At 59.2% G+C, this 21,648-nt stretch carries 24 protein-coding genes; 2 read left to right on the forward strand and 22 right to left on the reverse strand.

All coding sequences use genetic code 11. The annotated features are described in order from the left end of the window. Positions 1–180, forward strand: a 180-nt coding sequence (locus tag AC1RJ3_RS11680; RefSeq protein ID WP_493079057.1) for a hypothetical protein, incomplete at its 5' end; no start/stop codon positions are given. Between the two features lie 118 nt (positions 181–298). Here the strand turns inward: AC1RJ3_RS11680 and der are convergent. The 19 genes from der to trmJ form a co-directional block, all read right to left on the reverse strand. Next, positions 299–1,768 carry a ribosome biogenesis GTPase Der gene (der, locus tag AC1RJ3_RS11685; protein ID WP_054595810.1) on the reverse strand — a complete coding sequence of 490 codons (1,470 nt, stop codon included), beginning with the start codon at positions 1,766–1,768 and terminating at the stop codon, positions 299–301. Positions 1,769–1,907: 139 nt separating this feature from the next. Continuing rightward, entirely contained in the window at positions 1,908–3,059 is a 1,152-nt protein-coding gene (gene bamB / locus AC1RJ3_RS11690) for an outer membrane protein assembly factor BamB (protein WP_054595809.1), read from the reverse strand. Continuing rightward, positions 3,052–3,693 (reverse strand): tetratricopeptide repeat protein, encoded by a 642-nt coding sequence (locus tag AC1RJ3_RS11695; protein WP_103319250.1) that lies wholly within the window; start codon positions 3,691–3,693, stop codon positions 3,052–3,054. Before AC1RJ3_RS11695 ends, bamB begins: the two co-directional genes overlap by 8 nt. 40 nt (positions 3,694–3,733) lie before the next feature. Then, entirely contained in the window at positions 3,734–5,023 is a 1,290-nt protein-coding gene (gene hisS, locus AC1RJ3_RS11700) for a histidine--tRNA ligase (RefSeq protein ID WP_054595807.1), read from the reverse strand. Between the two features lie 23 nt (positions 5,024–5,046). Beyond that, the gene (ispG, locus tag AC1RJ3_RS11705) at positions 5,047–6,156 is read right to left on the reverse strand and encodes a flavodoxin-dependent (E)-4-hydroxy-3-methylbut-2-enyl-diphosphate synthase (protein WP_054595806.1); all 1,110 of its coding nucleotides are present in this window, start codon (positions 6,154–6,156) and stop codon (positions 5,047–5,049) included. A gap of 3 nt (positions 6,157–6,159) precedes the next feature. Then, positions 6,160–7,188 (reverse strand): RodZ domain-containing protein, encoded by a 1,029-nt coding sequence (locus tag AC1RJ3_RS11710; RefSeq protein ID WP_493079061.1) that lies wholly within the window; start codon positions 7,186–7,188, stop codon positions 6,160–6,162. Further along, entirely contained in the window at positions 7,188–7,946 is a 759-nt protein-coding gene (gene pilW / locus AC1RJ3_RS11715; RefSeq protein WP_054595804.1) for a type IV pilus biogenesis/stability protein PilW, read from the reverse strand. The genes AC1RJ3_RS11710 and pilW overlap by 1 nt, the downstream gene beginning before the upstream one ends. A gap of 12 nt (positions 7,947–7,958) precedes the next feature. Continuing rightward, on the reverse strand, positions 7,959–9,107 hold the full coding sequence (rlmN, locus tag AC1RJ3_RS11720) for a dual-specificity RNA methyltransferase RlmN (RefSeq protein WP_019693463.1): 1,149 nt from the start codon (positions 9,105–9,107) through the stop codon (positions 7,959–7,961). Positions 9,108–9,135: 28 nt separating this feature from the next. After that, complete coding sequence (gene ndk, locus AC1RJ3_RS11725) at positions 9,136–9,561, reverse strand: nucleoside-diphosphate kinase (protein WP_054595803.1); 426 nt, start codon at positions 9,559–9,561, stop codon at positions 9,136–9,138. A 90-nt stretch (positions 9,562–9,651) separates the two neighbouring features. Beyond that, on the reverse strand, positions 9,652–9,852 hold the full coding sequence (gene iscX / locus AC1RJ3_RS11730; RefSeq protein WP_054595802.1) for a Fe-S cluster assembly protein IscX: 201 nt from the start codon (positions 9,850–9,852) through the stop codon (positions 9,652–9,654). A gap of 14 nt (positions 9,853–9,866) precedes the next feature. Continuing rightward, entirely contained in the window at positions 9,867–10,208 is a 342-nt protein-coding gene (gene fdx, locus AC1RJ3_RS11735) for an ISC system 2Fe-2S type ferredoxin (RefSeq protein WP_103319244.1), read from the reverse strand. Between the two features lie 3 nt (positions 10,209–10,211). Further along, on the reverse strand, positions 10,212–12,074 hold the full coding sequence (gene hscA, locus AC1RJ3_RS11740; RefSeq protein ID WP_103319242.1) for a Fe-S protein assembly chaperone HscA: 1,863 nt from the start codon (positions 12,072–12,074) through the stop codon (positions 10,212–10,214). Positions 12,075–12,125: 51 nt separating this feature from the next. Further along, on the reverse strand, positions 12,126–12,647 hold the full coding sequence (gene hscB / locus AC1RJ3_RS11745) for a co-chaperone HscB (protein WP_054595799.1): 522 nt from the start codon (positions 12,645–12,647) through the stop codon (positions 12,126–12,128). A gap of 8 nt (positions 12,648–12,655) precedes the next feature. Continuing rightward, positions 12,656–12,979, reverse strand: a complete 324-nt coding sequence (gene iscA / locus AC1RJ3_RS11750; protein ID WP_019693468.1) for an iron-sulfur cluster assembly protein IscA — start codon at positions 12,977–12,979, stop codon at positions 12,656–12,658. Between the two features lie 34 nt (positions 12,980–13,013). Further along, positions 13,014–13,400, reverse strand: coding sequence for a Fe-S cluster assembly scaffold IscU (gene iscU, locus AC1RJ3_RS11755; RefSeq protein WP_003443374.1), 387 nt, complete (start codon positions 13,398–13,400; stop codon positions 13,014–13,016). A gap of 94 nt (positions 13,401–13,494) precedes the next feature. Next, positions 13,495–14,709: an IscS subfamily cysteine desulfurase gene (locus AC1RJ3_RS11760; RefSeq protein WP_054595798.1), complete on the reverse strand. Its 1,215-nt coding sequence runs from the start codon at positions 14,707–14,709 to the stop codon at positions 13,495–13,497. A 50-nt stretch (positions 14,710–14,759) separates the two neighbouring features. Continuing rightward, the gene (gene iscR, locus AC1RJ3_RS11765) at positions 14,760–15,251 is read right to left on the reverse strand and encodes a Fe-S cluster assembly transcriptional regulator IscR (RefSeq protein ID WP_054595797.1); all 492 of its coding nucleotides are present in this window, start codon (positions 15,249–15,251) and stop codon (positions 14,760–14,762) included. Between the two features lie 308 nt (positions 15,252–15,559). Beyond that, positions 15,560–16,336 (reverse strand): serine O-acetyltransferase, encoded by a 777-nt coding sequence (cysE, locus tag AC1RJ3_RS11770; RefSeq protein WP_054595796.1) that lies wholly within the window; start codon positions 16,334–16,336, stop codon positions 15,560–15,562. A gap of 2 nt (positions 16,337–16,338) precedes the next feature. Further along, positions 16,339–17,109: a tRNA (cytosine(32)/uridine(32)-2'-O)-methyltransferase TrmJ gene (gene trmJ, locus AC1RJ3_RS11775; protein WP_347929010.1), complete on the reverse strand. Its 771-nt coding sequence runs from the start codon at positions 17,107–17,109 to the stop codon at positions 16,339–16,341. Between the two features lie 146 nt (positions 17,110–17,255). Between trmJ and suhB the strand changes: the two genes are divergently transcribed. Next, entirely contained in the window at positions 17,256–18,074 is an 819-nt protein-coding gene (gene suhB, locus AC1RJ3_RS11780; protein ID WP_054595794.1) for a type III secretion system regulator SuhB, read from the forward strand. Between the two features lie 56 nt (positions 18,075–18,130). On the opposite strand, the gene AC1RJ3_RS11785 is transcribed toward suhB, so the two are convergent. The 3 genes from AC1RJ3_RS11785 to secD form a co-directional block, all read right to left on the reverse strand. Next, positions 18,131–18,685: a glycine zipper 2TM domain-containing protein gene (locus tag AC1RJ3_RS11785; RefSeq protein WP_103318070.1), complete on the reverse strand. Its 555-nt coding sequence runs from the start codon at positions 18,683–18,685 to the stop codon at positions 18,131–18,133. 118 nt (positions 18,686–18,803) lie between these two features. Beyond that, positions 18,804–19,718 (reverse strand): protein translocase subunit SecF, encoded by a 915-nt coding sequence (gene secF / locus AC1RJ3_RS11790; protein ID WP_054595792.1) that lies wholly within the window; start codon positions 19,716–19,718, stop codon positions 18,804–18,806. A gap of 9 nt (positions 19,719–19,727) precedes the next feature. Next, complete coding sequence (secD, locus tag AC1RJ3_RS11795) at positions 19,728–21,596, reverse strand: protein translocase subunit SecD (RefSeq protein ID WP_103318072.1); 1,869 nt, start codon at positions 21,594–21,596, stop codon at positions 19,728–19,730. Positions 21,597–21,648 lie beyond the last annotated feature (52 nt).

The raw sequence follows: 21,648 nt of genomic DNA on the forward strand, positions 1-21,648 counted from the left end.
GTCTGTAAGCGTGTTCTTGTTGCCTTCGTACGGGTTCTCGCCACCTTTGAACTCGATGCGGAATGCTCAAACGCCAGACACGAAAAAGGGCGCCATGGGCGCCCTTCTTCTAATACCAAGACTGCTCACCTGTGGCGAGCGGGCTTGCCCGCGTTCGGCTGCGAAGCAGTCGCAAAATAAGCCGCCGGGTTCTACCTGAACCACCTCGGCTGTAGATTTCGGGGCCGCTTCGCGACCCAACGCGGGCAAGCCCGCTCACCACAAAAGCCCATCCCGACGGGACGAGCCAGCTTTCGAATCAGCGCTTGTCGCGGCGCTTCTTGTCGGCTTTCTTGTGGTGCGTCATCAAGCGGCGCTTCTTGTTGACCTGGCGGTCTGTAAGCGTGTTCTTGTTGCCTTCGTACGGGTTCTCGCCACCCTTGAACTCGATGCGGATCGGCGTACCGACCAGCTTCAAGACGCGACGGTAGGTGTTTTCCAGGTAACGGACGTAAGACTTTGGAACCTTCTCGACCTGGTTACCGTGGATCACGATGATCGGCGGGTTCGCACCACCCAAGTGGGCATAACGCAGCTTGATCCGACGGTTGTTGACCATCGGCGGCGCGTGCTCACCAACCGCATCTTCGAGAATCTGGGTCAGGCGGTTGGTCGGCCAGCGGGTAACCGCGGACTTGAACGAGTTCTGCACCGACGCGTAGAGGTTGCCCACGCCAGTACCGTGCAGGGCCGAGATGAAGTGGATGTCGGCGAAGTCGACGAAGAACAGCCGACGTTGCAGCTCGACCTTCACGAAGTCGCGCTCGCTCGGCGTCATGCCGTCCCACTTGTTGATCGCGATCACCAACGCACGACCCGCTTCCAGGGCAAAGCCCAGCAAGTTGAGGTCGTGGTCTACCACGCCTTCGCGGGCGTCCATCACGAAGATCACCACGTTGGCGTCTTTGATCGCTTGCAGGGTTTTGACCACGGAGAATTTTTCGACTTCTTCGTGGATCTTGCCGCGCTTGCGCACACCCGCGGTGTCGATCAGCGTGTACTTCTCGTCGTTACGCTCGAACGGGATGTAGATGCTGTCGCGGGTGGTGCCTGGCTGGTCATACACGATCACCCGGTCTTCACCGAGCATGCGGTTGACCAGGGTCGACTTGCCGACGTTCGGGCGGCCAATGATAGCGATCTTGATACCGTCTTTTTCGCTCGGGCCCGGAATGCGCTTGGCTTCCTCGCCTTCGGCAACGATCTCTTCTTCGCCGTCTTCCGGCTCTTCGCTGTCTTTAGGGAAGTCGCTCAGGGCGATTTCCAGCATCTGGGTGATGCCACGACCGTGGGCACCGGCGATCGGGATCGCGTGGCCCATGCCCAGCGGGGCGAACTCGGCGCGGGCCATTTCAGGGTCGATGTTGTCGACCTTGTTGGCAACCACGTAAGAACGCTTGTTACGCTTGCGCAGGTGCTCGGCGATCATCTGGTCGGCCGCGGTAAAACCGGCCTTGGCATCTACCAGGAACAGAACGACATCCGCTTCTTCAATGGCCAGCAGCGACTGCTCGGCCATTTTTTCGTCCATACCGTGTTCGTCACCGGAGATACCACCGGTGTCGACCAAAATGTAGGAACGCCCTTGCCACTTGGCCTCACCGTATTGGCGATCACGGGTCAGACCGGACAAGTCGCCGACGATGGCGTCACGAGTCCTGGTCAGGCGGTTGAACAAGGTGGACTTGCCGACGTTCGGTCGGCCCACCAGGGCGATTACGGGAACCATGCGGCTCTCCACTTCGTTATTTCAGAAAATACAAAAGCCGCTGCGAGGCAGCGGCTGGTGCTCGGGGCAGCACTTGATGTGCTGCGAGCCTTGCAGAACAAGGCCGCTTGGGGAACTAACCCCAAGCATAGTCAAACCATTACTTGATGGTCAGGGCTTCCAGTTTGCCGCTGTTGCCATACACGTAAATCATGTCACCCACCACCAGCGGACGGGCACGCAGGCCGTCGCTGTCGATGCGTTCACGGCCGACGAAACGACCGTCCACCTGACTCAACAGGTGCAGGTAACCTTCCAGGTCACCGACTGCAACGTAGCTGGAGAACACTTCCGGTGCCGACAGTTGACGGCGGACCAGCGAGTCGTTGCTCCACAAAGAGGTGGTCGAACGCTCGTCGACGCCTTCAACAGTGCCCGAAGACAGGCTGATGTAGACGCTGCCGAAACCTTGGGCGACACCGGCATAGCTGGAAGCATCACGCTGCCAGAGCTGACGACCGCTTTGCAGGTCCAGGGCCGCTACGCGCCCCTGATAGCTGGCGACATAGATCTTGTCGCCGGACAGCAGCAAGCCACCATCGATATCGACCACGCGCTCCAGCTCCGAGCGACCCTGTGGAATCGCAATGCGCTGCTCCCAGACCGGCACGCCGTTGGAGATATCCAGCGCCACGACTTTACCGGTCGACAGGCCGGCAATCGCCAGGCGGTTGGTCACGATCGGCGCACTGGTGCCGCGCAGAGTCAGGACCGCTGGCGTGCTGTCATATAACCAGCGCTGGTTACCGGTGGAAGCATCCAGGCCGATCAGTCGATCGTCCTGGGTTTGCACCACCACCACATCACCGTTGTTGGCAGGCGGCGCGAGGACTTCACTGGTCACGCGAGCGCGCCATTTCTCTTCGCCGGAGCTTGCATCCAGGGCAACCACTTCGCCCTTCAGCGTGCCGATCATGACCAGACCGTAACCCACGCCAACGGCGCCGGACACAGGCAACTCAAGATCTTTCTTCCATTTGACGTCGCCGTTCATGCGGTCCAGCGCCATCACCACGCCTTTGACGTCAGCAGCATAGATGGTGTTGCCATCGATGGCCGGCACCAGCATGTTGTAGGTCTCGCCCTGGCCGTTACCGACCGAACGGCTCCACTGCTTTTGCAGGACCACTTCTTCCTTGAATTTGACCAGCTCGGCCGGCGGCAATTCTTTTTTGCTGTTGCTGCTGCAACCCGCGGCCAGAATGGCCAGAGCCAGCAATGCTGCATGTTTCCAACGGATCACGTCACGCATCCCCTTTGGCCAGGTCGTCCAGCTTGATTTGTAAGCCACCGACCGCCGCTTCATCCGACAGCGCAGCCTTGGCTTTTTGGTAAGCAGCATGGGCTTCATCGGTACGACCCAACTGGACCAGCAGGTCACCCTTGAGTTCTTCGCGAGTGGCCAGGAATGCCTGATCGGCATCACCTTCGAGCAATTTCAGTGCTTCGTCAGCCTTGTTCTGTGCGGCCAGAACCTGAGCCAGACGCTGACGCGCCACTTCGCCCAGCGCCGGGTTGGCAGGTTTGTCAGCCACAGCCTTGAGCTGGCTTACAGCGTCATCCAGCTTGCCGCTATCGACCGCGACTTTCGCCACGAACAGGCTGCCGTATTGGGCGTAAGCCGTGCCGCCGAACTCGCTGTTGAGCTTGTTGGCGAGGTCCGCTACACGGGCCGCGTCAGGCTTGCCGTCCGGGGTCAGCGTGGTTTCCAGCAGTTGCTGGTAAAGCATCGAGGCGCCTTGCGACTGATTGCTCTGATACTTGTGGAACGCCTGCCAGCCGAACACGATGACCAGCGCCAACAGGCCGCCGGTTACGAGAGGTTTGCCGTTACGCTGCCACCAGTCTTTGAATTCCGCCAGATGTTCGTCTTCGGTACTCGACACCCCAATACTCCTTAATCGCTAAATCGGCTGTTTGACAGCTTCAACCCTGCACGACGCAGGTGGCCAGGTGAGCGGCAAGCGCATCCCAGGCAATGCTTTGTTGTTCGCCCTGGCCACGCAGGGGTTTGAAACCTACCACTTGCTGGGCCATTTCGTCGTCACCGAGGATCAATGCGTACAGCGCACCGCTCTTGTCGGCCTTCTTGAACTGACTTTTGAAGCTGCCTGCACCGGCATTGATCTGCAGACGCAGGTTTGGCAACTGATCACGAACCCGCTCGCTCAGTGTCAGAGCGGCCAGTTCGGCAGCCTCACCGAAGGCGCACAGGTAGACATCAACCTGCCGGGAGATTTCTTCCGGGATCTGCTCCAGGGTTTCGAGCAGCAGCACCAGGCGCTCGATGCCCATGGCGAAACCAACGCCCGGCGTCGGCTTGCCGCCCATCTGCTCGACCAGGCCGTCGTAACGGCCACCCGCGCAGACAGTGCCCTGGGCGCCGAGTTTGTCGGTGACCCATTCGAATACGGTTTTGCTGTAGTAATCCAGCCCGCGCACCAGCTTCGGGTTGATCACGTAAGGAATGCCGGCAGCGTCCAGACGAGCCTTGAGGCCCTCGAAGTGCACGCGGGATTCTTCATCGAGGTAATCGGCCATCTTCGGTGCATCGACCAGTGCCGCCTGGGTATCGGCGTTCTTGGTATCGAGCACTCGCAGCGGGTTGGTTTTCAGGCGGCGCTGGCTGTCTTCGTCCAGTTGGTCCAGGCGTGCCGTCAGGTATTCGACCAGTGCATCGCGATAACGAGCGCGAGATGCGCTGGTGCCCAGGCTGTTGAGCTCGAGCTTGACCGCGTCACGGATGCCCAGCTCGCCCCACAGGCGCCAGGTCAGCACGATCAGTTCGGCGTCGATGTCCGGACCATCAAGGTTGAAAACCTCGCAACCGATCTGGTGGAACTGACGATAACGGCCTTTTTGCGGACGCTCGTGGCGGAACATCGGGCCGATGTACCAGAGTTTCTGCACCTGGCCACCGCCGGTGATGCCGTGCTCAAGCACTGCACGCACGCAGGCCGCTGTGCCTTCAGGGCGCAGGGTCAGCGAATCGCCGTTACGGTCTTCGAAGGTGTACATCTCTTTTTCGACGATGTCGGTCACTTCACCGATGGAGCGTTTGAACAGCTCGGTGAACTCGACGATCGGCATACGAATCTGCTTATAACCGTAGTTATCCAGCAGACGCGAAACGGTGCCCTCGAAATGACGCCACAGCGGGGTCTGTTCGGGCAGGATGTCGTTCATGCCACGTATGGCTTGCAGAGACTTGCTCACTTTAAATCCTTAAATTCGTTCGATCAGCCGCGAGCGATTACTGCTGCGTCGGCTTCGACCTTTTCGGCCGCTTTCTGGCGGATCAGCCTTTCCAGCTCATCCACCAGATTGTCATTCGTCAATTTCTGCGACGGCTTGCCGTCGATGTAAATCAGGTTCGGCGTACCGCCAGTCAAACCGATATGGGCCTCTTTGGCTTCACCGGGACCGTTGACCACGCAACCGATGACCGCGACATCCAGCGGCACCAGCAGATCTTCGAGGCGCCCTTCCAGTTCGTTCATGGTTTTCACCACATCGAAGTTCTGCCGCGAGCAGCTCGGGCAGGCGATGAAGTTGATGCCACGGGAACGCAGATGCAGGGATTTGAGAATGTCGTAGCCGACTTTCACTTCCTCGACCGGGTCAGCCGCCAACGAGATGCGAATAGTATCGCCAATCCCTTCGGCGAGCAGCATACCGAGGCCCACGGCGGATTTCACTGTGCCTGAACGCAAACCGCCGGCTTCAGTGATGCCCAGGTGCAGTGGCTGGACGATTTCCTTGGCCAGCAGACGATAGGCTTCGACGGCCATGAACACGTCGGAGGCCTTCACGCTGACCTTGAAGTCCTGGAAGTTCAGGCGTTCAAGGTGCTCGACGTGGCGCAGGGCCGACTCGACCAGCGCGGCCGGCGTCGGTTCGCCGTATTTCTTTTGCAGGTCTTTTTCCAGCGAACCGGCGTTGACGCCGATCCGGATCGGAATCCCCCGGTCACGGGCGGCATCGACCACCGCGCGCACACGGTCTTCACGACCGATGTTGCCCGGGTTGATCCGCAGGCAATCGACGCCCAGTTCGGCTACGCGCAAAGCGATCTTGTAGTCGAAGTGAATGTCGGCAACCAACGGCACCTTGACCAGTTGCTTGATGCGACCGAAGGCTTCGGCCGCGTCCATGTCCGGAACGGAAACCCGCACGATGTCGACACCGGCCGCTTCCAGACGATTGATCTGGGCCACGGTGGCGGCAACGTCATTGGTGTCGCTGTTGGTCATGCTCTGTACAGCGATAGGCGCATCACCGCCCACCGGTACCGAACCAACCCAGATCTTGCGGGATTCGCGACGTTTGATTGGAGATTCGCCGTGCATGACTTATTGACCCAACTTCAGGCGAGCAGTCTCGCCACTGGTGAACGGAGCTACATCGACCACTTGCCCGTTGTAGCTGACCTGCGCGCCACGGGCGTAGCCCAGGCGTACTGTAAACGGTGGTTTACCGCTGACGTCGGCGGTTTCGCCCTTATGCTTGAGAGCGCTCAACAGCACTTTGCCGTTGCCATCGGTGACTTGCGTCCAGCAATTGGCAGAGAACTGAATCTGCACCTGGCCCGCACCGGCAACCGGAGTGGCCGGGGCAGCAGCCGAAGCGGTGGGTGCTGGCGCGGCGGCCACGACTGGCGTTGGCGCAACAGCCATAACCGGGGCCGCTGGCGTCGCAACAACCGGGGCAGGCGCGGTACGCACTGGAGCGACAACCGGGGCCGTCGGTGCAACCACCGGAGCGGCCGGCGTCGGTGCTTCGACCGTTGCCTGAGCTTCGGCAGTCGCCTGGCCTTCCGGCAATGCCAGAGGCGTCCCGGCTTCGACCTGACCTTCTACCACGGCCTGATCTTCCGGCTCGTCGAGCGGATGGATCTGCGTGGTGCCATCGGCGCCTTCGACTTCGACGTGTTCAGGGCTCAGGCCAATCAGGTCCTTGGTGCGCAGCGAGGTTTGATCCTGCCACCAGACAAAACCGCCCCCCACCACGGCCATCAGCAGCAACAGGCTGACGATGCGCAAAATGGTGTGGGAGACCCGCGATGGTTCTTCGATACGCCCAAGGCTGTGCACGTTGCTGCCCTGGGAATCGGTGCCGGTGTGCTGATCGAACTGTTGAACCAGTACGGCCTGGTCCATACCGAGCAATTTGGCGTAAGCACGGATATAGCCGCGAGCAAAGGTATGCCCCGGCAACTTGTCGAAAGCGCCGTCTTCCAGATTCTTCAAGGAATTGACGGTGAGATTGAGCTTGAGCGCTACTTCCGCCAGCGACCAACCATTGCCTTCGCGGGCCTGACGCAGGGTCTCTCCGGGGTTTACGCGAGTCGCTGCTACAACTTCTGGATGCGCCGCTTTCATCATTGCTCCGACAGGTATTGCTGATATTCCGGAGTACCGGGATAGAGTCGTTTTAATTGCAGGCCAAAACTGGCGGCCTTGTCGCGATCTTCGAACACTTTGGCCAGCCGAACGCCGAGCAATAGACTACGTGCATTTTGCTCGGCGAGCAGGCTAAAACGATCGTAATAGTCACGCGCGGGCACATAATGCCTGTCTTCGTACGACAACTCAGCCATTTCCAGCAACGCCCGTGGCTGTTGGCGGTTCAGGCGCAGGGCTTTTTCCAGTTGCTGACGGGCCAGATCCCGCTGGCCAAGCATCGAAGCCGTCATGCCGAGGTTCTCGAAAACCCGTGAACGCTCAGGATAAAGGCTATCGGCAGCCGCTTGTTCAAAGCGCTCGTAAGCTTCTTTGTAACGTTTCTCTTCAAAGAGAAAGCTGCCGTAGTTGTTCAGGATACGAGCATCGCCAGGACGGCCGGACAATGCCTTGCGAAAATGCTGATCCGCGAGCTCGGGTTCCATCTCGGCCTGAAACACCAGGCCCAACGCCGCGTTGGCATCCGGGTCGGCGCTATCCAGTTCGAGGGCCTTCTTCAACGGGACTTTCGCCCGTTCGGTCATGCCCTGCTGCAGATACCCCACACCCAACTGCACATACGCAGCACGCGCCTCATCGCGCCCCTTGCTGGTTTTCATCGGATTGAAATCACCCGACAGAACACAACCAGCCGACAGGCTGGCGAACAGCAGAAGCAGCGCTAGGCGCAGTGACATAGAGATCCTCTCTTAAGTACGATTCGCAGCGTCTTGCGGCATATCGTTGTCGGCGCTCAACTCACGCACGGCGATATAACGTTCGCTACGACGGGTGCGATCCAGCACCTGTCCTACCAATTGGCCACACGCAGCGTCGATGTCTTCGCCACGGGTGGTGCGCACGGTGACATTGAAGCCAGCGTGATGAAGTTGATCCTGGAAACGACGGATGGCGTTGTTGCTCGGCCGCTCGTAACCAGAATGGGGGAACGGGTTGAACGGAATCAGGTTGATCTTGCAAGGTGTGTCCTTGAGCAACTCGATCATTTCAACCGCATGCTCGACCTTGTCATTGATGTCCTTGAGCAAGGTGTACTCGATGGTCAGTACGCGCTTCTCGCCCAGGGACGACATGTAGCGACGGCAGGACTCGAGGAGCATTTTCAGCGGGTACTTCTTGTTGATCGGTACCAACTGGTTACGCAGCGCATCGTTCGGTGCGTGCAGGGACAACGCCAGGGAAACGTCGATGTGCTTGGACAGCTCATCGATCATCGGCACCACGCCCGAGGTCGACAGGGTCACACGACGCTTGGAAATGCCGTAGCCCAGGTCGTCCATCATCAGGTGCATGGCGGCAACGACGTTGTCGAAGTTCAGCAGCGGCTCACCCATGCCCATCATCACCACGTTGGTGATGGCACGGTCGGCGGTTGCCGGGATGCTGCCGAACGATTTATTGGCAATCCACACCTGGCCGATGACTTCGGCGGCGGTGAGGTTGCTGTTGAAACCTTGCTTGCCGGTGGAGCAGAAACTGCAATCCAGGGCACAGCCTGCCTGGGACGAAACGCACAGAGTGCCGCGCTTGCCCTGGGGAATGTAGACAGTCTCGACGCAGCTGCCGGACGCCACGCGCACCACCCACTTACGGGTGCCGTCGCTGGAGATGTCCTCGCTGACCACTTCGGGACCGCGAACTTCGGCAATAGCCTTGAGCTTGTCGCGCAAGGCCTTGCTGACGTTCGTCATGGCGTCGAAATCATCGACGCCAAGGTGGTGAATCCACTTCATTACCTGACTGGCACGGAAACGCTTCTCCCCGATTGAGTCGAAGAATTTTTCCATTTCCGGCTGAGTCAGACCCAGCAGGTTAGTTTTTGCAGTCGATGTAGTCATGGATTCACCTTCACTCATAAGCCAATGCTTAGCGAGTGGTTACTTCAGTAGCTGCGAAGAAGTACGAGATTTCGCGAGCAGCAGCGGCTTCGGAGTCCGAACCGTGCACAGCGTTGGCGTCGATGGAGTCAGCGAAGTCAGCGCGGATGGTGCCGGCAGCAGCTTCTTTAGGGTTGGTAGCGCCCATCAGCTCACGGTTCAGAGCGATAGCGTTTTCGCCTTCCAGAACCTGAACGACAACCGGACCGGAGATCATGAAAGCAACCAGGTCGCCGAAGAAACCACGAGCGCTGTGCTCAGCGTAGAAGCCTTCAGCTTCAGCCTTGGACAGTTGCTTCATTTTCGAAGCTACAACGCGCAGGCCAGCTTTTTCGAAACGAGTGGTGATCTCGCCGATGACGTTTTTTGCAACTGCATCAGGCTTGATGATGGAGAAAGTACGTTGAACAGCCATGGTGTAACTCCAGAAACGGTAATTTGCGAAAAATTAAACCCGCGAATTATACGCGGGTTCTTGGGTATTGCCTAACGGCGTACAGTGCGTTCAGTCTGCTTCTTCGATCCAGGCCGCTTGAATCGCTTCAAGCACCTTCTCGCCACCGCGGGTCGGATCATCACTGAAGTCCGGCAGGGCCATGACCCAGCTGTGCAGATCGACGAAGTTCACGTAACGCGGATCCACATCCGGCTTGCTGTCAGCCAGCTGGATCGCGATTTCCAGCACATCAACCCATTTAAGACTCATGACAGTTCCTTGAATCAGTGCGGCGCTTCGGCAGCGTGGTTGAGCGAGTATTTAGGAATTTCAACGGTCAGGTCTTCAGTCCCGACGATTGCCTGGCAGGTCAGGCGCGACTGCGCTTCCAGACCCCAGGCCCGATCAAGATAGTCCTCTTCCAGCTCATCGGCCTCATTCAGCGAGTCGAAGCCTTCGCGAATGATGCAGTGGCAGGTGGTGCAGGCACAGACGCCGCCGCAGGCGCTCTCGATCTCGATATGGTTGTCATGGGCCACTTCGAGAATGGACTTGCCGGTCTCAGCCTCTACGACCATACCGTCCGGGCAATGCTCGGCGTGTGGCAGAAAAATGATCTGCGGCATCAGTTATTCCTCGATTTCATTCAGGTTGCGCCCCGCCAGAGCGGCTTTCACCGTCGAGTCCAGGCGGCGGGCAGCAAAGGCATCGGTCACTTGCGACAGACGCTTGGTCTGCTGCTCGATGGCGTAACCATCGGTACCTTTCATCAATTCGCTCAGTTCCTGCATCTGCAATTCGATGACCATGCGTTCTTCGGCGTCGAGCAGGCGCTCGCCGTCGACATCGAGGGCGCCTTGCACCGCTTCGATCAAACGCTGGGCATCGACTTGCTGCTCACGCAGTACGCGGGCGACCTTGTCGTCGTTGGCGTGCTGGAACGATTCCTTGAGCATGCGGGCGATTTCGCCGTCGGTCAGGCCGTAGGACGGCTTGACCTGAATGCTCGCCTCGACGCCCGAACCCAATTCGCGGGCAGCCACGCTGAGCAAGCCATCGGCATCGACCTGGAAGGTCACGCGAATCTTCGCCGCACCCGCGACCATGGCCGGAATGCCGCGCAATTCGAAGCGCGCCAGGGAGCGGCAATCGCTGATCAGCTCGCGCTCGCCCTGCAGCACATGAATCATCATGGCCGACTGGCCGTCTTTATAGGTGGTGAAGTCCTGAGCGCGGGCGACCGGGATGGTGGTGTTACGCGGAATCACCTTCTCCATCAGACCGCCCATGGTTTCCAGCCCCAGGGACAACGGAATCACGTCAAGCAGCAGCAGTTCGCCGCCATCGCGCTTGTTGCCCGCCAAGGTATCGGCCTGGATCGCAGCACCAATGGCCACCACTTGATCCGGATCGATCTCGGTCAGCGGCTGACGACCGAAGGCTTCAGCCACAGCATCGCGAACACGCGGCACGCGGGTCGAACCGCCGACCATCACCACTGCTTTCACGTCTTCCAGCTCGACACCGGAATCACGCACGGCGCGGCGGCAGGCTTTCAAGCTGCGAGCAACCATCGGCTCGATCAGCGCATCAAAGGCTTCGCGGGTCAGCTGGGATTTCCAGCCGTCATAAACGACTTCAACCGTCGCCGCATTAGTCAGGGCCTCTTTGGCCGCGCAGGCGGTTTGCAGCAGATGACGTTGCGCGCCCGGATCGAGGTCAGCGGACAGGCCCGCGCTCTCGATGATCCAGCCAGCAATCGCGTGATCGAAGTCATCGCCACCCAGGGCGCTGTCGCCACCGGTGGCCAGCACTTCAAACACACCGCCGGTCAGACGCAGAATCGAAATATCGAAGGTGCCGCCGCCCAGGTCGTAAATGGCAACCAGGCCTTCAGCATGCTGATCCAGGCCATAAGCCACCGCCGCAGCGGTCGGCTCGTTGAGCAAACGCAGCACGTTCAGACCGGCCAGCTTGGCCGCATCCTTGGTTGCCTGGCGCTGTGCGTCATCGAAATACGCCGGAACGGTGATCACCGCGCCAACCAGTTCGCCGCCCAGCGTCAACTCAGCGCGCTGACGCAGCACCTTGAGGATATCGGCGGAAACTTCGACCGGGCTTTTCGGCCCTTGCACAGTGTCGATGAACGGCATGTGCGACTCGCCATCGACAAAGCGATACGGCAGCTGTTCGCCCAATTGCTTGACGTCGGACAGACCACGACCCATCAAGCGCTTGACCGACAACACCGTGTTCAGCGGATCGGTAGCGGCTGCCAGCTTGGCGGACTCGCCGACCTCGACACGGTCAGCGTGATAGCGCACCGCAGACGGCAGAATGACCTGCCCGTCAGCGTCGGCCAGTGGTTCGGAAAGACCACTGCGCAACGCAGCGACCAGCGAATTGGTAGTGCCCAAGTCGATCCCCACAGCCAGACGACGCTGGTGCGGTTGAGGACTTTGGCCGGGTTCGGCGATCTGCAGTAGGGCCATCGTTATCAGGACTTATCTGTATATCAGGCGTGCGACCGAGGCGGCACTGGGTTAATCGTCGAGGCGCTCTTCTAACTGGCGCACTTCGTAGGTGAGCTTGTCGAGGAACTGCATGCGCCGCATCAGGCGTTCGGCCTGTTCACGCTGCACTGCATCATTCCAGCAAGCTGCGAAGCTTTCGTTCAGTACATCCTGAGCGACCTTCAGGCGGCGCTTGAATACCACAATCCCGGCCAGATCGGCACTGTCTTGCAGGTCTTCGAGCTCTTCGCGCCATTGCATCTGCTGCAGAAGAAATTCCGGATCATGCACCGTGACCTCCAGCGGCAGCTCGCGACCACCCATGGCGAGCAGGTAACGCGCGCGCTTGGGGGGACTTTTGAGCGTCTGGTAGGCCTCGTTGAGGCTAGCGGATTGCTCTAGCGCCAGCCGTTGCTCACGCTCGGAAGCGTCAGCAAAGCGGTCTGGATGAACGCCGCGCGCCAACTCACGGTAGCGCGTAGCCAGCTGATCGAGGTCCAGATTGAAGCTCGGTTGCAGCTCAAATAATGCGAAATGACAAGGAGTACCCACGAGCAGCCTCAGATGTTGAAGCTTTCGCCGCAGCCACATTCACCGCGTACGTTGGGATTGTTGAACTTGAAGCCTTCGTTCAACCCTTCCTTGACGAAATCGAGCTCGGTGCCGTCCAGGTACGCCAGGCTTTTCGGATCGATGATCACTTTCTCGCCATGACTGACGAAGACCTGATCGTCGGCCCCTACCTCATCGACAAACTCCAGCACGTAGGCAAGGCCGGAACAGCCCGTGGTGCGAACACCCAGACGAATCCCATCACCCTTGCCGCGCCCGTCGAGGGAGCGTCGCACGTGTTGAGCAGCCGCTTCTGTCATGCTGATAGCCATCGGTGACTCCTTACTCGTCGCCAATACTTGAAAGTCAGATCAAGCCTTTCTTCTGCTTGTAATCGCGAACGGCAGCCTTGATGGCGTCTTCAGCGAGTACCGAGCAGTGGATTTTCACTGGCGGCAAGGCCAGTTCTTCAGCCAGCTGGGTGTTCTTGATGGTCTCTGCTTCGTCCAGAGTCTTGCCCTTCATCCACTCGGTAGCGAGGGAGCTGGAGGCAATGGCAGAGCCGCAGCCGTAGGTCTTGAACTTGGCGTCTTCGATGATGCCTTGCTCGTTGACCTTGATTTGCAGGCGCATAACGTCGCCGCATGCTGGAGCGCCGACCATGCCGGTGCCGACATCAGGATCTTCCGCGTCCATCTTGCCGACGTTACGCGGGTTCTCGTAGTGGTCGATGACCTTTTCGCTGTAAGCCATGATTCAATCCTCACTCATCAGAGAGTCGCTCTTGGAGCCCTGCAAGCCAACCTTTCAACCGGCTTGCAAAGCCCCTGTGCGGCGACTTAATTCGTTAGTGTGCCGCCCACTCGATCTTCGAAATGTCGACGCCGTCTTTGTACATGTCCCACAGCGGCGACAGAGCGCGCAGCTTGGTGACGGCCTCGCAGACTTTCTGCGCGGCATAATCGATTTCTTCTTCGGTGGTGAAGCGGCCGAAGGTGAAGCGAATCGAGCTGTGTGCCAGTTCGTCGTTGCGGCCCAGGGCGCGCAGTACGTACGAAGGCTCAAGCGACGCCGAGGTGCAGGCCGAACCGGACGATACCGCCAGGTCCTTGAGCGCCATGATCAGCGACTCGCCTTCAACGTAGTTGAAGCTCAGGTTCAGGTTGTGCGGAACACGGGCGGTCAGGCTGCCGTTGACGTACAGCTCTTCGAGGCCTTCGACCTGCTTGAAGAAACGGTCGCTCAGGGCTTTGATCCGAACGTTTTCGCTAGCCATGTCTTCCTTGGCTACACGGAAGGCTTCGCCCATGCCAACGATCTGGTGAGTGGCCAGGGTGCCGGAACGCATGCCGCGCTCGTGACCGCCGCCGTGCATGGTCGCTTCAAGGCGAACACGCGGCTTGCGGCTGACGTACAGCGCGCCGATGCCTTTAGGGCCGTAGGTCTTGTGAGCCGAGAAGGACATCAGGTCGACTTTCAGCTTTTGCAGGTCGATCTCGACCTTGCCAGTGGACTGCGCAGCGTCGACGTGGAACAGGATGCCCTTGGAACGGGTCAGTTCGCCGATGGCTGCGATGTCGTTGATGGTGCCGATTTCGTTGTTCACGTGCATGACCGACACCAGGATGGTGTCATCGCGCAGCGCGGCTTCGATCATCTCAGGCGTTACCAGACCGTCTTCACGAGGATCGAGGTAGGTGACTTCGAAACCTTCGCGCTCCAGTTGGCGCATGGTGTCGAGGACCGCCTTGTGTTCGATCTTGGTGGTGATCAGGTGCTTGCCTTTGGTGCCATAGAAATGCGCGACACCCTTGATTGCCAGGTTGTCGGACTCGGTGGCACCGGAGGTCCAGACGATTTCACGCGGGTCGGCGTTGACCAGGTCGGCGACCTGGCGGCGAGCGTTTTCGACCGATTCTTCGGCTTTCCAGCCGAACACGTGGGAGCGGGACGCCGGGTTACCGAAGTTTCCGTCGACCAGCAGGCATTCACTCATCTTTTGCGCGACACGCGGATCAACCGGGGTGGTCGCAGAGTAATCAAGGTAAATCGGCAATTTCATGGACTCTCTCCTAATTCAGGCTGGCTGGCGTGCCGCTAGCTCTTTGGCTGTCATTCGACGGCGGACGCTTCAATCTTGTCCAGACGCGACGCCTTGCTGTTGCAACGACGCTGGTCCTGACGCTGGGCTACTTCTTGCACTTCACGGCGAGTGACAAGGTCAGCCAAGCTGATACCGCTCAGAAATTCGTGGATTTGCAGGCTCAGATCACACCACAAATGGTGGGTCAGGCAGGTGTCGCCGCCATGGCAATCACCCAGCCCCTGGCATTTGGTTGCATCGACCGATTCGTTTACCGCATCGATCACCTGAGCGACCTGGATGCCCTGCATGTCACGCGATAGCTGGTAGCCACCGCCTGGTCCACGGACACTGGAAACCAGATTGCTGCGGCGCAATTTGGCGAAGAGCTGTTCGAGGTAGGACAGGGAAATGCCTTGGCGCTCAGAGATATCGGCCAGGGACACCGGGCCATGTTGCGCGTGCAACGCCAGGTCAAGCATGGCGGTGACAGCGTATCGGCCTTTTGTAGTCAGTCGCATGGACAATTACCACGGAGTTACGGGATGGGGGCGAGTATGCAATTCCCGAGTATTCAAGTCAACTATAAGACCTAGTACTTTAGTCAGGTTTACCCGCAAAAGAGCGCGCGCACTATAGCAGGATCTGCGGCTCAATAGCACACCTGCGACGCACGACACCCACCCGTAGCAGCTGGCGCAGCCTGCGTTCGAGCGCGGAGCGGTCGCAAAGCCTGCGCGCGAGTTCTTTCAGGGGCATCGCGCCAGCCGAATCACGACCGCTTCGCGCTCGAACGCAGGCTGCGCCAGCTGCTACAGAAACCGTGCGATCAGCTGGCCTGGCTTTCATCCTTGCCTTTGACGCAGGCGAAGTCTTCTTCGCGCAGCTCAGGCAAGTCCTTGGCACAGTAAGGGCTGCCCAGGTCCTTGAGCGCGCCGCACATGCCTTCCAGTCGACCATCGACCGCTTGCAAGTGATCCAGCAACTGACCGATGGCACGCGCCACCGGGTCCGGCATGTCTTCACTGACGCCGTAGGCATCAAAACCAATCTTCTCGGCCATGGCCTTGCGCCTGGCTTCCAGCTCATCATCGGACTTGACGATAATCCGCCCCGGAATTCCGACCACTGTCGCCCCCGCCGGCACAGCCTTGGTCACCACCGCATTGGAGCCCACTTTGGCCCCCGCCCCCACGGTGAACGGCCCCAACACCTTGGCGCCTGCCCCCACCACTACGCCATCTTCCAGCGTCGGGTGGCGCTTGCCTTTGTTCCAGCTGGTACCGCCGAGGGTCACGCCCTGATACAGCGTCACGTCATTGCCGATCTCGGCGGTTTCACCGATAACGATGCCCATGCCATGGTCAATAAAGAAGCGACGACCGACCTTGGCGCCCGGATGAATCTCGATTCCGGTCAACCAGCGGCCGAAGTTCGATACCAACCGCGCCAGCCATTTCCAGCCCATACCCCACAGAGCAGCAGACAGTCGATGAATCCAGATGGCGTGCATGCCGGGGTAGCAGGTCAACACCTCAAACGCATTACGTGCCGCCGGGTCACGGTGGAAAACGCTCTGGATATCTTCACGCAAACGCTCGAACATCATTAATCCTTCCGTTTAAGAAGCTCACCACGGGCCGCTTTTTGGGTTTCCGTGAGGATGCCACGCAAAATATTCATTTCCGCCCGGCTGACCGAGCTTCGTCCGTACAACCGACGCAGGCGCGCCATCAAGTGCCGCGGTTTTTCCGGATCGAGAAATTCGATGGCCACCAGTGTCTGCTCCAGGTGCTCATAGAATCGCTCAAGCTCATCCATGGTCGCCAGCTCGCCACTCTTGGTCGACGCCACTTCTTCCTTCTCAATCTTGCTTGGTTGACCTTGGGCCGCCAACCAGGACATGCGCACTTCATAGCTCAACACCTGCACCGCCGCCCCAAGGTTCAGCGAACTGAACTCAGGGTCTGATGGGATGTGCACGTGATAATGACATCGCTGCAGCTCTTCATTGGTCAGACCGGAATCTTCACGGCCAAAGACCAAAGCAATCTCGGCGCCTTGCGCTGCCTCCTCAACCACTTTAGTCCCGCATTCACGGGGATCGAGCAGCGGCCAAGGGATACGACGGTCACGCGCGCTGGTGCCCAGCACCAGGTTGCAGCCGACCAGCGCATCTTCCAGCGTGGCGACGACTTGGGCGCTTTCCAGGATGTCACCGGCACCGGAAGCTCGCGCATCGGCTTCGTGGTGCGGGAACAGGCGCGGCTCGACCAGCACCAGTCGCGACAGCCCCATGTTCTTCATGGCACGCGCAGCCCCGCCGATATTCCCCGGATGGCTGGTATTGACCAGGACGACACGAATGTTCTGCAGCAAAGGAGGCGCTCTCTGACAGGGAAATTAGGGAGCAAATCTTACAGTTCATCCTACCGTTAAGCTATGAAAGCGAACGTCGACCTTCACCTGTAGAAACTTTCTGATAGAATGCTCGGCTTTCTTTAACAACCTTAGGTGACACATCCATGCAGCCCATGCTGAATATCGCGCTGCGCGCCGCCCGCAGCGCCAGTGAATTGATTTTCCGCTCCATCGAGCGCCTGGATACCATCAAGGTCGACGAAAAAGACGCCAAGGACTACGTGTCCGAAGTGGATCGCGCTGCCGAACAGAAAATCATCGACGCACTGCGCAAGGCTTACCCGAATCATTCGATCATGGGTGAAGAGACCGGCATGCACGCAGGCAACGGGATCGAAGGCGAAGAATACCTGTGGATCATCGACCCACTGGACGGCACCACCAACTTCCTGCGCGGCATTCCTCACTTCGCTGTCAGCATCGCCTGCAAATACCGTGGTCGCCTGGAACACGCAGTGGTTCTGGACCCGGTTCGCCAGGAAGAATTCACCGCCAGCCGTGGTCGCGGCGCTCAACTGAACGGTCGTCGTCTGCGCGTCAGCGGTCGCACCAGCCTGGACGGCGCCCTGCTGGGTACCGGCTTCCCGTTCCGTGACGACCAGATGGACAACCTCGACAACTACCTGGGCATGTTCCGCGCCCTGGTTGGCCAGACCGCCGGCATCCGCCGCGCTGGCGCAGCGAGCCTGGACCTGGCTTATGTAGCTGCCGGCCGTTTCGACGCCTTCTGGGAGTCGGGCCTGTCCGAGTGGGACATGGCGGCAGGCGCCCTGCTGATCCAGGAAGCTGGCGGCCTGGTGAGCGACTTCACCGGCGGTCACGACTTCCTTGAAAAAGGCCACATCGTTGCCGGCAACACCAAATGCTTCAAAGCAGTACTGACGGCCATCCAGCCGCACCTGCCAGCCTCGCTGAAACGCTAAACGCCAGGCACAAAAAAGCACCCTTCGGGGTGCTTTTTTTATGCCTGCAATTCAGCTTATTTTTGAGCAGGCTGGTTCTGTCCCAGGATCAAATGACCGTCCTTGTCGACCGGGATCTGGTTGCCCGGATCACGATCCATCCGCACTTTGCCTTCCTTGCCGCCCAGCGAATACCGAACGTCATAGCCTACGAGCTTGTCGCTGACGTCATGGACCGTCTCGCAACGTCTTTGCATCGTGGTGGAGGTATCACGCTCCTGCATGCCTTCCTGCACCTTGTTACCCGCGTAACCGCCACCAACTGCACCGGCGACCGTGGCGAGCTTCTTGCCATTACCACCACCGACCATGTTACCCAACAAACCACCGCCGACCGCACCGATCACCGTACCGAGGATCTGATGCTCATCCTTCACCGGCGCCTGCCGGGTAACCGGTACATCCCTGCACACTTCACGTGGGGTCTTGATCTGTGTTTTGACCGGCTCGACTGCCAGTACTTGCGCATACTCAGGTCCGCCGCTTTTTACCAGGCTGTAGGTGGCAACAGCGCCTCCGGCAGTCACACCGACAGCACCCAATACCGCACCAACCAGTAACGACTTGTTCACATGAACCTCCTGACCATCACATGCGGGACGTGCCCGCGCCTTTCCAAACCTTGGAGCATAAAAAAAGGCGCGAGTTCAATACTCGCGCCTTCTGGTTATAACGAGAGGAAATAACGCCTCAAGGACGGTCGTCCACTTCCTTCTCGGTATTGGCCGGAGGAATCAGGTCCTCGCTGCTCAGGTTCAGCCAGATCAGCACCACGTTAGCGATGTAGATCGACGAGTAAGTACCCGCCAGAACGCCGATAAACAGCGCAATGGAGAAGCCGAACAGGTTGTCGCCACCGAAGAACAGCAGCGCTGCAATCGCCAGCAAGGTGGAGATCGACGTCGCCATGGTCCGCAGCAGGGTTTGCGTGGTCGAGATGTTGATGTTCTCGATCAGGCTGGCCTTGCGCAGTACACGGAAGTTCTCACGAACCCGGTCGAATACCACGATGGTGTCGTTGAGCGAGTAACCAATGATCGCCAGTACCGCCGCCAGCACCGTCAGGTCGAAGGTGATCTGGAAGAACGACAGGATACCCACGGTCACGATCACGTCGTGGATCAACGAGACAATCGCACCAACCGCGAACTTCCACTGAAAGCGGAATGCCAGATAGATCAGAATGCCGCCCAGCGCCATCAGCATGCCGAGGCCGCCCTGGTCGCGCAGCTCTTCACCCACCTGCGGACCGACGAACTCGACACGCTTGACCACAGCCGGGTTGTCGCCGCCGACTTTCTGCAGCGCTTCAGCGACCTGGTGACCCAGTTGCGGGTCTTCGCCAGGCATACGCACCAGCAAATCGGTGGTCGCGCCGAAGCTCTGAACGATCGCTTCGTGATAACCCGCCTCAGTCAGCTGGGAACGAACTTTCAAGACGTCGGCCGGACGCTCGTAGGTCAGCTCGATGAGCGTACCGCCGGTGAAGTCCAGACCGTAGTTCATGCCCTTGTGGAAGCAGCTGAACAACGCCAGAGCGGTAAGGAACAATGTGACGCCGAACGCAACGTTGCGAACGCCCATGAAGTTGATAGTACGTAACATGGCAGCCCCTTAAATCCACAACTTCTTGAAGTCACGACCGCCGAAGATCAGGTTGACCATCGCGCGGGTCACCATGATGGCCGTGAACATCGAGGTAAAGATCCCGAGGGACATGGTCACTGCAAAACCTTTGACCGGGCCGGTGCCCATCGCAAAGAGGATGCCGCCGACCAACAGAGTGGTCAGGTTGGCGTCGAGAATCGCGGTGAATGCCCGACCGAAGCCTTCGTTGATTGCCCGCTGCACGGTCATGCCGGCCGCGATCTCTTCACGTATCCGCGAGAAGATCAGTACGTTGGCGTCGACCGCCATACCCATGGTCAAGACGATACCGGCGATACCCGGCAGGGTCAGCGTTGCCCCCAGCAGCGACATCAAGGCCAGCAGCAGTACCATGTTCACCGCCAGTGCAACCGTGGCGATCAGGCCGAAGAAGCGGTAGATGGCCATGATGAACAGCGAAACGAACAACATGCCCCACAACGACGCATCGATACCCTTGGTGATGTTGTCAGCACCCAGGCTTGGACCGATGGTGCGTTCTTCAGCAAAGTACATCGGCGCCGCCAGGCCACCGGCGCGCAGCAGCAAGGCCAGCTCCGAGGATTCGCCCTGACCGTTCAGGCCAGTGATGCGGAACTGAGCACCCAGCGGCGACTGGATGGTCGCCAGGCTGATGATCTTCTTCTCTTCCTTGAAGCTCTGGACCGGCACGTCTTTCTCGACGCCGTTGACCATCTGCTTGACGTAAGTCGTCACCGGGCGTTGCTCGATGAAGATCACCGCCATGCTGCGACCGACGTTGGAGCGCGTCGCACGGTTCATCAGCTCACCGCCGTGACCGTCCAGACGAATGTTCACTTCCGGCGTACCGTGCTCACCGAAACCAGCCTTGGCGTCAGTTACCTGGTCGCCAGTGATGATCAGGCCACGCTCGATTTGCGCTGGAGGACGCTTGCCCTCACGGAACTCGAAGGTCTCGGAAGTGGCTTTGGACGCACCCGGCTCTGCCGCCAGACGGAACTCCAGGTTAGCCGTCTTGCCGAGAATACGCTTGGCTTCGGCAGTGTCTTGCACGCCTGGCAGCTCAACCACGATGCGGTTGGCACCCTGACGCTGAACGATCGGTTCGGCAACACCCAGCTCGTTGACGCGGTTACGCACCGTGGTCAAGTTCTGCTTGATGGAGTATTCGCGGATTTCCGCCAGCTTGGCCGGGGTCATCGCCAGACGCAGTACCGGTTGGCCATTGAGGTCGGCCGGAACAATGTCGAAATCGTTGAAGTTCTTGCGGATCAGCGCACGAGCATCTTCGCGGGCAGATTCATCACTGAAACCCAGCTGAATGGCGCCATTGATCTGCGGCAGGCTGCGATAGCGCAGTTTCTCTTTACGCAGCAGGCTCTTGACGTCGCCTTCGTAGACTTTCAGGCGGGCATCGAGGGCTTTTTCCATGTCCACTTCAAGCAGGAAGTGCACACCACCGGACAAGTCCAGACCCAGCTTCATCGGATGCGCGCCGACAGTGCGCAGCCATTGCGGAGTGGTTTGTGCCAGGTTCAGTGCGACGACGTAGTCATCACCCAGCGCCTTGCGCACGACGTCTTTGGCTGGCAGTTGGTCTTCCGCCTTGGTCAGGCGCAACAAACCGCCCTTGCCATTGGCCGACAGAGTGGCCGCCTTGACGTTGATCCCGGCATCGTTGAGCGCTTTGCTCACGCGATCCAGATCAGCCTGATTGACCTGCAGCGCAGTGCTTGCACCGCTGACCTGAATGGCCGGATCGTCAGGATAAAGATTGGGAGCGGAATAAATCAGACCGACCGCCAGCACCGCCAGGATCAGAATGTATTTCCACAGAGGGTATTTGTTCAGCATCACGCCGCCCGCTTATGACGCGGGGCGCCTTGCGCGCCCCGTCGATTGAGTA

The organism is Pseudomonas sp. GW822-FHT04C11 (assembly GCF_058800905.1).